Origin of the sequence: Paraburkholderia bryophila, from assembly GCF_013409255.1 — a bacterium.
Taxonomy (GTDB): domain Bacteria; phylum Pseudomonadota; class Gammaproteobacteria; order Burkholderiales; family Burkholderiaceae; genus Paraburkholderia.
In genome coordinates, this window is record NZ_JACCAS010000001.1 from 3746263 (window position 1) to 3759528 (window position 13266).

Genomic DNA, 13266 nt, shown 5'->3' on the forward strand with positions numbered 1-13266 from the left:
TCGCGGTGAATTCGTTCTGTGCACAGCGGGGCGCGGAATGCGCACGCTGCGCGTGGGCGTGGGGCGCGCCCGGCAGGCATGTCGCGTGTTCCACGGACGCCCTTCGATGCGCGCGGCGAGGGTCCAGGCGGCGTACGGCATGCGCGCATGGACCACGGCGGCTATCTAATTCGGTCGGTGGCCGAGGTGGCGAAGCCGGTGGACCGGCTGCCCGGCGCGCCGACGCCGACGGCCGCGAACCAGGCGCGGGCGTTGACGACGTCGCGCGCGATCGCGGCGGTCAGCGTTTCGAGGTCGACGTACTTTTCCTCGTCACGCAGCTTCTTCAGGAATTCGACGCGCACGAGTTTGCCATACGCGTCGCCGTGCCAGTCGAGCAGATGCACTTCGAGCAGCACGCGGCCGGAATCGTCGACGGTGGGGCGCAGCCCGAGGCTCGCGACGCCCGGCAGCGGCTCGTCCGCCACGCCGTGCACGCGCACCACGAAAATACCCGCGAGCGCCGGCCGCTTGTGGGCGATCGGCAGATTCAACGTGGGGAAACCGAGATCGCGGCCGAGCTTCATGCCGTGCACGACGTGGCCGCTGATCAGATAATCGCGGCCCAGCGCGGCCCGCGCCGAATCGAGGTCGCCCGCCACCAGCGCGGCGCGCACGCCCGAGCTGGAAATGCGCGCGCCGGACGGATCGGCGACGGTGGCCATCTGCTCGACTTCGAAACCGTATTGCTGGCCCGCGGCCTTGAGCGACGCGAAATCGCCGGCGCGTTTGGCGCCGTAGCGGAAGTCGTCGCCGATCATCACCCAGCGCGCGTGCAGCCCGTTGACGATGATCCGTTCGACGAACGTATCCGGCGACTGGCTCGCGAACGTGTGGTTGAAATGCTCGACCACCACGCGATCGACGCCGTTGGTGCGCAGCGCCTCGAGCTTGTCGCGCAGCATGGCGATACGCGGCGGCGCGCCGGCGGGATTGAAGAACTCGCGCGGGTGCGGCTCGAAGGTCATCACGCAGACGGGCAGGCCGCGCGCGTCGGCCGCTGCGCGCACGTGCGCGAGCAGAGCCTGATGGCCGCGGTGGACACCGTCGAAGTTGCCGATGGTCAGTGCGCAGGGCGCACGGCTTTCAGCATTGGGAAGACCGCGGAAGACTCTCACGATAGCGCGTTGGAATAGGGCGGGCGGGGTGCCGCAAAACAAACGATTATAAACGCTCGGCGCGTGAGACGGCGGCGCGTCGCGGTTTCAGGGTCCCCGAATGATAAAATCCGCGGATGAAAAAACTCGTCATCCTGATTTCGGGGCGGGGAAGCAACATGGAAGCCATCGTTCGAGCCTGCTCGGACGAGGTTTGGCCGGCGCAAGTCGCCGCCGTGATTGCCAACCGTCCTGACGCCGCGGGCCTTGCGTTCGCGGCGTCGCACGGTATTGCCACGGCGGTGGTCGACCACCGCCAGTATCCCGACCGCGACAGCTTCGACGCGGCGCTCGCCCAGCAGATCGACGGCTTCGCGCCCGATCTCGTGGTGCTCGCGGGCTTCATGCGCGTGCTGACGGCCGGTTTCGTCGACCGTTACGCCGGGCGCATGCTGAACGTTCACCCGTCGCTGCTGCCGAGCTTTCCGGGCCTGAAAACCCATCAACAGGCACTGGACGCCGGCGTGCGGCTGCACGGCGCGTCGGTGCATTTTGTTACGTCGCAACTGGATCACGGGCCAATCGTCGCGCAGGCGGCGGTTCCCGTGGAAAACGGCGACACCCCCGCCATGCTCGCGGAACGCGTGCTGGCAATCGAACACATTATTTATCCACGCGCGGTGCGCTGGTTCGTCGAAGGGCGCCTTGCTCTAGATGGCCTGCGTGTCACGCTTACGCCGTCAGAGCCGCAATGGCTCTTTGCCGGTCACACCGCCGGAGAGGGCGCATGAGATTACATGGTTTTTTGATTGGACAAACTGAGACTTTGCTGGCTGAAGTCCTGAAACTTACCGGCCCGGCCGATGCCACGACCAGCCGCTTTTTCCGCGCTCATCCGAAGCTTGGGCACGGCGAGCGCGGCGTGATCGCGGAAGCGGTGTTCGCGGTGCTGCGTCGCCGGATGGAATTCGCCCATCTGGCCGAAAGCGGCGCCGGCAGCCCGGCTCGCCGCATGGCTTTGCTCGGCCTGATGCAAACGGCGGGGCGTAACGCGCTCAAGCCGTTCGTGTCGGAACAGGAGTTGAGCTGGCTCGAACACGTGTCGAAGATCGACCCGCAAAGCCTGCCGCTGCGAATTCGCCTGAATCTGCCTGACTGGATCTATCAGGCGTTAGCCAAGCGTTTCGAACCCGCCGAGTTGGCCCAACTGGCCGCCGCGCTGAACTACCCGGCGCCGCTGGATTTGCGCTCGAACCCGATCAAGGCGAGCCGCGACGACGTGCTCGACGCGCTGTCGAAGGCCGGCATCGAAGGCGGCGCCACGCCGTTCGCGCCGTTCGGTGTGCGGGTGGTCGGCAAGCCGCCGCTCACCAAACTCGACGCGTTCCAGAACGGCTGGGTCGAAGTGCAGGACGAAGGCAGCCAACTGTTGTGCTCGCTGGTCGCGCCCAAGCGCGGCGAGATGATCGTCGACTTCTGCGCGGGCGCGGGCGGCAAGACGCTGGCGCTGGGCGCGGCGATGCGCTCCACCGGCCGTCTGTATGCGTTCGACATCTCGGAGCGGCGTCTCGCCAAACTCAAGCCGCGCCTCGCGCGCAGCGGGTTGTCGAACGTGAATCCGGTGCTGATCGATAGCGAACACGACGCCAAGATCAAGCGTCTGGCCGGCAAGATCGACCGCGTGCTGGTCGATGCGCCGTGCAGCGGGCTGGGCACGCTGCGCCGCAACCCGGATCTGAAGTGGCGTCAGTCGCCGGACTCGGTCGCGGAACTGGCGCCGAAGCAGTTGTCGATTCTGGCGAGCGCCTCGCGTCTGGTGAAGAAGGGCGGCCGCCTCGTCTACGCGACCTGCTCGATTCTGGAAGCGGAAAACGAAGTGGTCGTGCAACAGTTCCTCGCCGATCATCCGGACTTCGTTCTGGTGCCCGTACGCGACGTGCTGGCCGAGCAGCGCATCGAACTGGAAATGGGCGACTACCTGTCGCTGTGGCCGCACCGCCACGCAACCGACGGCTTCTTCGCCGCCGTGCTGGAACGCCAGAGCTAAGCAACGCGACAGGCTTTTTGCCGACGTGCCGTGGGTTGGTTAGTTGACCCGCGGCACGCCGGCGATTTCGGCGACATCATGCAAAACCGTATTTTTTCTCATATGTTCGGCGACCTCGCGCGCGACTTCGGCCAGCCCGTCATGCTCTGGCAGGTCGGCGTGCTGCTGGGGACGCTCGCGCTCGCGTGGCTGCTCGCGCGCCTGTTGCGGCGCACGCTCGATCTGCGTCGGCAAACGCGTTACCAGACGCTGCGCTTCGGTGCGGAAAGCCTGAACCGCGCCTTCTTCCCGCTGATCGGCGCGGTGCTCGTGTGGCTCGCGCGCACGATCACCGCGCCATTCATGCATACCGCGCTGCTCGATCTGGCCTTGGTGCCGCTGTTTGGCATCGGGCTGATCTACATCGTGTTTTTCATCGCGCGACGGGTTTTTAGCCACGACGGCGTGACGCATCCCTGGCTGTTCCTGGTCGAAAAACTGGTCTCGCTGGTCGTCTGGATCGGCATGGTGCTGACCGTGATGGGCATTCAGGACGACGTGATCTCGTGGATGGGCAGCGTCCATTTCCGTGTTGCCAATGCGCACATGACGCTGCTGTCGCTCACCACGGGCCTGCTGTGGGTCTGCGTGACGATGATCGTCGCGATGTGGCTCGGCTCCACGTTCGAGGACCGCCTGATCCGTTCGACCACGCTCGACGCCAATCTGAAGGTGGTGGTGGCGCGCGTCGGTCGGGCAGCGTTGATGCTGGCGGCGATTCTGATCAGCCTGTCGCTGGTCGGCATCGACATCACCGTGCTGGGCGTGTTCGGCGGCGCGTTGGGCGTCGGGCTAGGGTTCGGGCTGCAGAAGATCGCCAGCAACTACGTGTCGGGCTTCATCATCCTGATCGACCGGTCGCTGCGGATCGGCGACACGATCAACGTGAGCGGCTTGCAAGGCATGGTCACGCAGATTCGTACGCGCTACACCGTGGTGCGTGGGCTCGACGGTATCGAAACGCTGATCCCGAACGAAAAACTGATCACGGACGTAGTGCAGAACCAGTCGTCGTTCCTGACGCGCGGGTATTCGAAGGTGGTCGTGCAAGTCGCCTATTCGTCGGACGTCGAGCAGGCCATGGGTCTGCTCGCGCAAGCGGCCGAAGGCGTGCCGCGCGTGCTCAAGGAGCCCGCGCCCACGCCCTATCTGGCGAGCTTCGGCACCGACGGCATCAATCTCGAACTGGGTTTCTGGATCGAAGACGCGGCAACCGGCACGTCGGGTGTGCGCTCCGCCGTGAACCGCAATATCTGGCGTCTGTTCTCCGAACACGACATCTCGATTCCGTTCGCGCAACGCGAAGTGCGGATCGTGGGCAATGTGAGTGCGGCCATGCCGCAACCGGTAACAATGACCGCCCCTGCGGCCAATCAGGCGGACGGCGCCCTCTGACGGGTGTTTCGAACCCGCCGACAGCGGTAAAAACCCTGTCGGCGTTTTCCATCCCATTGATATCGCACAAAAAATCCCCATTTGTTACAAACGCTTGGAACGGTTCAAGTAGAATGACGTCCAATCCCGCTGTATGCTTTCACTTTCTTGACATGCGCATGTTGCGTGTGTCTGGTGTCTCTCGTTCCACAGGTAAATTGCCTTGTTGAATTCCTTGCTCGACTTCCTTGCCCACGGTCTGCTGCGCTTCTCGTGGTGGCAACTCGTGGTGTACACGCTGATCGCGACGCACATCACGATTATCGGCGTGACGGTCTATCTGCATCGCTGCCAGGCGCATCGCGCGCTGGAGCTGCATCCGGTCGTCAGTCATTTTTTCCGTTTCTGGCTGTGGATGACCACTGGCATGCTGACCGGCCAATGGGCCGCGATTCATCGTAAGCACCATGCCAAGTGCGAGACCGAAGAAGATCCGCATAGCCCGCAAACGCGCGGCATCTGGAAGGTGTTGCTCGAAGGTGCGGAGCTGTACCGCACCGAGGCCAAGAACGAAGAAACGATGCGCAAATTCAGCCACGGTACGCCGAATGACTGGATGGAACGCAACGTCTACACGAAGTACCCGATCCTCGGCGTGAGCCTGATGATGGTGCTGAACATCGCGCTGTTCGGCGTGGCCGGTCTGACGATCTGGGCCGTGCAGATGGTGTGGATTCCCTTCTGGGCCGCGGGCGTGGTCAATGGCCTCGCGCACTTCTGGGGCTATCGCAACTTCAACTCGTCGGATGCGAGCACCAACATCTTCCCGTGGGGCATCCTCATCGGCGGTGAAGAGCTGCATAACAATCACCACACGTATGCGACGTCGGCCAAGCTGTCGAACAAGTGGTACGAGTTCGATATCGGCTGGATGTACATTCGCATCATGTCGGCGTTCCGTCTTGCCAAGGTGAAGAAGGTCGCGCCGACGCCGCGTCTGACCACCGGCAAGCTGGTGCTCGATCAGGACACGCTGCAAGCCGTGCTGGCCAACCGCTACGAAGTGATGGCGCGTTACGGCAAGGCGCTCAAGCGCGCCTATCGCCAGGAATTGGCTCATCTGAAAGAAGTGGGTGCGCGCGAGAAGTATCAGGTCATGCGCGGTGCGCGTAGCTGGTTCCACAAGGAAGAAGCCGGTTTGAACGAGCCGCAGAAGCGCCAATTGCCGCAAATCTTCGCAAACAGCCAGAAGCTCAAGACCTACATCGACATGCGCAACGAACTCGCGTCCATGTGGGAGCGGTCGAATGCGTCGCGTGACCAGTTGCTGGTTCAGTTGCAGGACTGGTGCCATCGTGCTGAGCAGAGCGGTATCAAAGCGCTGCAGGAATTCGCTTTGCGACTGCGCCGTTATGCCTGATTGCGAAATCCATTAAAATCTCGTTACGTCACAAAACCCCGCGTTGGCGGGGTTTTGCTTTTTGGGCCGCGGAAATTGCAACGACACGTCGTTGACCGCCCGCGGCGGCAGAGCGAAGGCAGAGGAGATCATGGATCAGCAGGCGATCAGGACCGTCGAATACGATCGGCCGCAAGCGCAGGGCATGACCTGCGGCATCGGGCAGGCTTGGGCGAAGGTGCCCGACACGCCGTCGGCGCAGGAAAAAGCGGCACTGAAGACACGCATCCGCGCGCTGCTTGAGCGCGAGAAAGCGGTGCTCGTCGCGCATTACTACGTCGACGCGGAGTTGCAGGAACTCGCCGATGAAACCGGCGGTTGCGTGGCCGATTCGCTGGAAATGGCGCGTTTCGGCCGTGATCACGATGCGCAGACGCTGGTGGTGGCCGGGGTGCGTTTTATGGGCGAGACGGCCAAAATTCTGAGCCCCAACAAGCGCATTCTGATGCCCGATCTCGACGCGACCTGTTCGCTCGATCTGGGCTGTCCTGTGGACGAATTCTCGGCGTTCTGCGACGCGCATCCTGATCGCACGGTGGTCGTGTACGCGAACACCAGCGCGGCGGTGAAGGCGCGCGCGGACTGGATGGTGACGTCGTCGATCGGTCTGGAGATCGTCGCCGATCTGCATGCGCGCGGCGAAAAGATCATCTGGGCGCCGGACCGGCACCTCGGCAGCTACATCCAGAGCAAGACCGGTGCGGACATGCTGTTGTGGCAAGGCTCGTGTCTCGTGCACGACGAATTCAAAGGCATTGAACTCGATCTGCTGCGCGCGGAGTATCCGGGCGCGAAAGTGCTGGTGCATCCGGAATCGCCGGCGAACGTGGTTGCGCAAGCGGACGTGGTGGGGTCGACCACGCAATTGATCGACGCCGCGCAAAAACTCGATGCCACGCATTTCATCGTCGCGACCGATCTCGGCATTCTGCACAAGATGCAACTCGCCGCGCCCGGCAAGACCCTGATTGCCGCGCCGACGGCCGGCAACAGCGCGACCTGCAAGAGTTGCGCGCACTGCCCGTGGATGGCGATGAACGGCCTGGCGAATCTGGCCGACGTGCTGGAACGCGGCCATAACGAAATTTTCGTCGACCGTGCGATCGGCGAGCGGGCGCGTCTGCCGATCGACCGGATGCTGGATTTCGCCGCACGCCAGAAGAAACGCGTGCAGGCGAGCGGTGATCTCGCGCGCGACGCGCAACTGTATTCGAATGTGGGAGCAGCGTGATGGGGGCGGTTGAGGGCATGGTGGAGCACGATCTGGGCGACGCAGTGTCGCCGCTGTTCGCTGAAATTCACGCGCAATACGGTGCGGCATTCGACGCCGCGCTCACGCGCAACGTCGCCGATGCGCTGGCCGAAGATATCGGCGCAGGCGATCAGACCGGCCGCCTGGTGTCCGCGGACGACGTACGCAACGCGCGCATTATCGTGCGGGAAGATGCGGTGCTCTGCGGCGTGCCGTGGTTCAACGCGGTGATGCGCGAGGTGGATTCGCGCATCGACGTGCGATGGCTCTACCGCGAAGGTGATCGCATGACGGCGGACGCGCCCGTTTGCGAACTGCGCGGACCGGTGCGCGCGTTGCTGACGGCCGAACGCAACGCGCTGAACTTTTTGCAGTTGCTGTCGGGCGTGGCGAGCGCAACGCGCCGTTATGTCGACGCGATCGCCCATACGCGAACGCGCATTCTGGACACGCGTAAGACGCTGCCCGGTTTGCGGCTCGCGCAGAAATACGCGGTGCGTGTGGGCGGCGGCGCGAATCAGCGGCTCGCGCTGTACGACGGCATTCTGATCAAGGAAAACCACATTGCCGCAGCCGGCGGCGTGGGTGCGGCAATGGACGCGGCACTTGCGCTGAACGCGGGCATCACTATCCAGATCGAGGTTGAGACGCTGGAGCAACTGGAAACGGCGTTGGCGCATCGTGCGCAATCCATTCTGCTGGACAACTTCTCGTTCGACGCAATGCGCGAGGCCGTTCGCGTAACAGCGGGACGGGCGGTGCTGGAGGTGTCGGGTGGCGTGAACTTCGACGCGGTACAGACGATTGCGGAAACGGGCGTCGATCGGGTGTCGATCGGCGCATTGACCAAAGACGTGCGCGCAACCGATTACTCGATGCGGATTGTTTGAGGCAAGGGCTTACGCGTTCAAGCGTTAGCTGCACTAGAGAAAAGGCCATCGCCAGTGTGTTCACCGGCGATGGCCTTTTCGTTTCAACTCACATTCAATCACACATTGCGGTTGCGCACATGCTCCGGCGATAGAACCGACGGCAACGCCTTCGGCAACGTGGCCGGCCAGTCGCGGCTGAAGTGCAGGCCGCGGCTCTCGCGCCGCGACCGCGCGCCTTCCACGATCAGCGACCCCACGTCCACCAGATTACGTAGCTCAAGCAGATCGCGGCTGACCTTGAAGTTCGCGTAGTACTCGTGGATCTCGTCACGCAGCAAGGCGAGCCGGTGTTTGGCGCGCATCAGACGCTTGTCGGTGCGCACAATGCCGACGTAATTCCACATCAGCCGGCGCAACTCGTCCCAGTTGTGCGCGACGACCACTTCCTCGTCCGGATCGGAGACGCGGCTCTCGTCCCAGTCGGGCAGCGGTGCATGGACGGCGGCGCTGAAGCCTTCTGCCTCGATAGCCTGCGCGGCGGAGCGCCCGATCACGAGGCATTCGAGCAGCGAATTGCTCGCCAGCCGGTTCGCACCGTGCAGACCCGTGCAGGACGTTTCACCGACCGCATACAGGCCCGCGAGATCGGTGCGGCCCGCCAGATCCGTCACGACGCCGCCACATGTGTAATGCGCGGCCGGCACGACCGGAATCCCTTCTTTGGTGATGTCGATGCCGAATTCGAGGCAGCGCGCGAGGATCGTCGGAAAATGCTCGCGCAGGAATTCAGGCGATTGATGGCTGATGTCGAGATACACACAATCGATGCCGCGCTTCTTGATTTCGAAGTCGATTGCACGGGCGACGATGTCGCGTGGCGCGAGCTCGGCGCGCTCGTCGTGATTCGGCATGAAGCGGGTGCCGTCGGGCAGCTTCAGAATGCCGCCTTCGCCGCGCACGGCCTCCGAGATCAGGAACGACTTCGCGTAGGGATGGAACAGGCAGGTTGGATGGAACTGGATGAATTCCATATTCGACACGCGGCAGCCGGCGCGCCACGCCATCGCGATGCCATCGCCCGTCGCGGTGTCGGGGTTCGTTGTGTACAGGTAGACCTTGCCGGCGCCGCCGGTGGCGAGCACGGTATGCGGCGCCTCGATCGTGACGGTGCGGCCGCTCTGCAGATTGAGCGCGTACAGACCGTGACACCGACGGCCCGGCAAGCCGAGGCGGTCGGACGTGATCAGATCGATCGCGTAGTGATCTTCGAGCAGCGTGATGTTCGGGTGACGGCGCACGCGTTCGCTGAGCGTGGCGACCACGGCGTGACCGGTTGCGTCCGCGGCGTGAATGATGCGCCGATGGCTATGGCCGCCTTCGCGCGTCAAATGGAAGCCGAGTTCTGCGTCGTCGTCTTTGGTGAACGGCACACCTTGCTCGATCAGCCATTCGATCGCGGCACGCCCGTGTTCGACGATGAAGCGTGTCGCCGCTTCGTCGCATAAGCCGCCGCCGGCAATCAGCGTATCGCGCACATGATTTTCGATGCTGTCTGCCGAGTCCAGCACCGCGGCGATGCCGCCCTGCGCCCAATCGCTCGCGCCTTCGGTCATGGATCGCTTGGCGACCACTGCAACCCGCCGGGTCTCGGCGAGATTGAGCGCGACGCTCAAACCAGCCAGACCGCTACCGACAATCGCCACATCGAATTCCATTACCCGCATCTCCCACTGTCGTTTTGCCATGACGGCGAAACATGCGTTCGCCGCTAAAACGAGAAAGGATACGCGTCGCGATGGAGTAGGGAAAGCTAGCCGAACGGGTTAAGACTATCTCAGTGCGCGAAGGGAATGCTGCGACGTGATCGTTGAGATTGGAGCAGCGGAAAACAGGCCCCGTAGAAAACAAAAAAGCCTCGCATGAATGCGAGGCTTTTTGCGCCTGTCTTTGCCTTCGTCAGGCAGGAGCCAAGATTTATTTAATCTTGGTTTCCTTGTAGTCAACGTGCTTACGGACGACCGGATCAAATTTCTTGATCAGCATCTTTTCCGGCATGTTGCGTTTGTTCTTCGTCGTCGTGTAGAAATGACCCGTGCCTGCGGTCGATTCCAACTTGATCTTGTCGCGTGCGCCTTTCGCCATGATTTACTCCTTAGGCTTGGCCGCGTGCGCGCAGATCTGCGAGCACAGCGTCAATACCGTTTTTGTCGATCAGGCGCAGGCCGGCGTTCGAAACGCGCAGACGCACCCAACGGTTTTCGCTTTCCACCCAAATACGGCGGTTTTGCAGGTTCGGCAGGAACCGGCGCTTGGTTTTGTTGTTCGCGTGGGAAACGTTGTTGCCGCTCATCGGCGCTTTCCCAGTTACTTGGCATACGCGTGCCATGAGAGCACTCCTAATACGCTAATTCTGAGTTCGAACGCCGTGAAAGTTTCCCGAAAAGAGCCACGCTTAAGTTATGAAACTAGAGGCGCTTGGTCCTTTCCGGAACGCCTTGGTGGCTTCGGAACAGGGGGTTGGAAATAGGCAAACCGGAATTATAGCGGAAAAAAAGCCGCAAAATCAAACCTTATTTGCGATGCCTGACTGCGCTCAACGCCCGTGCGGTCCAGGTTCAGGCCGGATTCGGCCCGGGTTCAAGCCCTGTCACGGCCAGCCGGCGCGGGCGAACGAGTAAACCTGGTCGGTGCCGATCACCAGATGATCGATCAGTTGCACGTCGATCAGCGCGAGGGTGTCGCGCAGTGTGCGCGTCAGGCGGCAATCGCTCGCGCTCGGCTCGACGACGCCGGAGGGGTGATTATGCGCGACGATCAGGCTGGCTGCATTCAAAGTTAGCGCGCGGCGGGCGATTTCGCGCGGATACACCGCCATCCGCGTGAGCGTGCCCTGGGCACTTTCCTCGCATTCGATCAACCGATGACGGGCGTCGAGATAGAGCGACATGAACACTTCCTGTTGAAGTGCGCCGATCCGCAGGCGCAGAAAGTTCTCCACGGCTTCCGGCGAGTTCATCAGCGAACGCTCGCGCATGCGGGCGACCAGCGAGCGGCGCGCCATCTCCATGATGGCCAGCAACTGGGCGATTTTCGCCGGCCCGATGCCGCGGATGCCCTCGAAGTCCGAGTAGGACCCGTCGAGCATCGCGCGTAACGAGCCGAAGCGCTCCAGCAACGCGCGCGCGACGCTGAACACGTCGTGTCCGGGCAAGCCCGAACCCAGCACCAGCACGATCATCTCGGTGTCCGACAATACGCCGGGTCCGTGGTCGATCAGGCGCTCGCGCGGCATGTCCTGCTTTAGCCACTTGCCGCTGATCAGCCGCGGGCGTGGCCGTTTGCCGCGTACCGGCGGCGGCGGTAGCACGGCAGGCAAGGGTGTTTCGTCGATCATGCTGGCGTAATCGGCCATATATAGAGAGTCCTCCGGTTCGGTTTGAGGGCGGCGCCAATGCTGCGGCGCTCTGCGACGCAGCCAAGCCAGCGCAGACTATGTGGCTTACAATAGGCGCTTTGCGCACGGCACCCCCGACGGTCTGCCACACGCGTACTGCGGCGTCGACTGTGCCCGCGGCGCACGCGTGCAGCGCGCTTCGACTGAGCGAGCATTGCATGAGCATCATCGACATTTCCGAAGTGAAACCCGGTTCACACGTGACGCTTCATTACCGGCTTTCCCTTGCCGATGGCGCCGAAGTCATCAACACCTTCACTGAGAAGCCGGCCACGCTGCTGCTCGGCGCCGGTCAACTGGCGCCGCCGCTGGAAGATATTTTGCTGGGTTTGAAGGTGGGCCACCACTCGACCTTTCAGCTAATGCCCGGTCAGGCGTTCGGTCCCCGCAATCCGGAATTGATCCAGCGCGTGTCGCTGGCCACGCTGCGAGAAAACAGCATGATCGGCGAGGATTTTTCGCCCGGTGATCTGGTCGAATTTAATGCGCCGGGTGGCGGCCGCTACGCCGGCGTCCTGAAGGAGGTCGGCGAAACCTCGGCCCTGTTCGATTTCAACCACCCGCTTGCCGGCCAGGCGCTGGCGTTTGAAGTGAAAATCATCGGGATTTTGTAAACATGAGCATCACGGATACGACTCTTGCCGAAACCGAGATCCTGCTGGCGCAGCCGCGCGGGTTCTGTGCCGGCGTCGATCGGGCGATCGAGATCGTCGAGCGGGCTATCAAGCTGCACGGCTCGCCGATCTACGTGCGTCACGAAATCGTCCACAACGCGTATGTCGTCGAAGATCTGCGCAAAAAGGGCGCGATTTTCATCGAACGGCTGGAAGAGGTGCCGGCCGGCAATACGGTGATCTTCAGTGCGCACGGGGTGTCGAAAGCCGTGCGTTCGGAAGCCGAGTCGCGCGGGCTGCGGGTGTACGACGCCACGTGCCCGCTCGTGACCAAGGTGCATATCGAAGTGGCGAAGATGCGCCAGGACGGTTTCGACATCATCATGATTGGCCACAAGGGGCATCCTGAAGTCGAGGGCACCATGGGCCAGGCCGGCGAGGGGATGCACCTGGTCGAAGATATCGAAGACGTGCAGGCCTTGCAGCTCGACGATCCGGAGCGGATCGCGTTCGTCACGCAAACCACGCTGTCGGTGGATGACGCCGCCGAAATCATCCGCGCGCTGAAGACCAAATTTCCGTCTATCCGTGAGCCGAAGAAGCAGGACATCTGCTACGCGACGCAAAACCGCCAGGACGCGGTCAAGTTCATGGCGCCGCAGTGCGACGTCGTGATCGTGGTCGGCAGCCCGAACAGCTCGAACTCCAACCGCTTGCGCGAACTGGCCGAAAAGCTCGGCGTACCGGCCTATATGGTGGATTCGCCGGATCAGATCGATCCGGTTTGGGTCGAGGGCAAGCGCCGTATCGGCGTGACGGCGGGCGCCTCGGCGCCGGAAGTGCTCGCTCAGGCGGTGATCGCCCGCTTGCGCGAACTCGGCGTGCGCAACGTGCGCGCGCTCGAAGGCATCGAGGAAAACATCGCGTTTCCGCTGCCGCGCGGGCTGGGTCTGCCCGCCTGACAATTAGCTGACCATGAAAGGAAAGCGCACCCGAGGGTGCGCTTTTTTTATGTCCAT

Annotated in this window: 13 protein-coding genes; 8 read left to right on the forward strand and 5 right to left on the reverse strand. The window is 62.8% G+C overall.

The genetic code is table 11. The annotated features are described in order from the left end of the window. Positions 1-161: 161 nt before the first annotated feature. The gene (locus tag GGD40_RS16750; RefSeq protein ID WP_179703258.1) at positions 162-1157 is read right to left on the reverse strand and encodes a bifunctional riboflavin kinase/FAD synthetase; all 996 of its coding nucleotides are present in this window, start codon (positions 1155-1157) and stop codon (positions 162-164) included. Positions 1158-1273: 116 nt separating this feature from the next. On the opposite strand from GGD40_RS16750, the gene purN reads away from it, so the two are divergent. The 6 genes from purN to nadC all read left to right on the forward strand — a co-directional run bounded on the left by purN (position 1274) and on the right by nadC (position 8197). Beyond that, positions 1274-1927 carry a phosphoribosylglycinamide formyltransferase gene (gene purN, locus GGD40_RS16755; RefSeq protein ID WP_105512087.1) on the forward strand — a complete coding sequence of 218 codons (654 nt, stop codon included), beginning with the start codon at positions 1274-1276 and terminating at the stop codon, positions 1925-1927. Then, positions 1924-3183 (forward strand): RsmB/NOP family class I SAM-dependent RNA methyltransferase, encoded by a 1260-nt coding sequence (locus GGD40_RS16760; protein WP_179703259.1) that lies wholly within the window; start codon positions 1924-1926, stop codon positions 3181-3183. The genes purN and GGD40_RS16760 overlap by 4 nt, the downstream gene beginning before the upstream one ends. Positions 3184-3261: 78 nt before the next feature. Next, a complete protein-coding gene (locus GGD40_RS16765; RefSeq protein WP_179744294.1) occupies positions 3262-4617 on the forward strand; it encodes a mechanosensitive ion channel family protein in 1356 nt (451 codons plus the stop codon). A 202-nt stretch (positions 4618-4819) separates the two neighbouring features. Then, positions 4820-6016: a DesA family fatty acid desaturase gene (locus GGD40_RS16770; protein WP_179703261.1), complete on the forward strand. Its 1197-nt coding sequence runs from the start codon at positions 4820-4822 to the stop codon at positions 6014-6016. Between the two features lie 130 nt (positions 6017-6146). After that, entirely contained in the window at positions 6147-7286 is a 1140-nt protein-coding gene (nadA, locus tag GGD40_RS16775; protein WP_134962004.1) for a quinolinate synthase NadA, read from the forward strand. Next, a complete protein-coding gene (gene nadC, locus GGD40_RS16780) occupies positions 7286-8197 on the forward strand; it encodes a carboxylating nicotinate-nucleotide diphosphorylase (protein WP_179703263.1) in 912 nt (303 codons plus the stop codon). Before nadA ends, nadC begins: the two co-directional genes overlap by 1 nt. 98 nt (positions 8198-8295) lie before the next feature. Here nadC and nadB read toward each other — a convergent pair whose 3' ends face one another. The 4 genes from nadB to radC form a co-directional block, all read right to left on the reverse strand. Continuing rightward, entirely contained in the window at positions 8296-9894 is a 1599-nt protein-coding gene (gene nadB, locus GGD40_RS16785) for an L-aspartate oxidase (RefSeq protein ID WP_179703264.1), read from the reverse strand. A 259-nt stretch (positions 9895-10153) separates the two neighbouring features. Continuing rightward, a complete protein-coding gene (rpmG, locus tag GGD40_RS16790) occupies positions 10154-10321 on the reverse strand; it encodes a 50S ribosomal protein L33 (RefSeq protein WP_006050116.1) in 168 nt (55 codons plus the stop codon). 10 nt (positions 10322-10331) lie between these two features. After that, the gene (gene rpmB, locus GGD40_RS16795) at positions 10332-10565 is read right to left on the reverse strand and encodes a 50S ribosomal protein L28 (protein WP_035548063.1); all 234 of its coding nucleotides are present in this window, start codon (positions 10563-10565) and stop codon (positions 10332-10334) included. Between the two features lie 261 nt (positions 10566-10826). Continuing rightward, positions 10827-11591 (reverse strand): RadC family protein, encoded by a 765-nt coding sequence (radC, locus tag GGD40_RS16800; RefSeq protein WP_179744295.1) that lies wholly within the window; start codon positions 11589-11591, stop codon positions 10827-10829. 200 nt (positions 11592-11791) lie between these two features. On the opposite strand from radC, the gene GGD40_RS16805 reads away from it, so the two are divergent. Both GGD40_RS16805 and ispH read left to right on the forward strand, forming a co-directional pair. Next, entirely contained in the window at positions 11792-12247 is a 456-nt protein-coding gene (locus GGD40_RS16805; RefSeq protein WP_105508083.1) for an FKBP-type peptidyl-prolyl cis-trans isomerase, read from the forward strand. A 2-nt stretch (positions 12248-12249) separates the two neighbouring features. After that, entirely contained in the window at positions 12250-13209 is a 960-nt protein-coding gene (gene ispH / locus GGD40_RS16810) for a 4-hydroxy-3-methylbut-2-enyl diphosphate reductase (protein WP_035548057.1), read from the forward strand. The last annotated feature ends 57 nt before the right edge of the window (positions 13210-13266 follow it).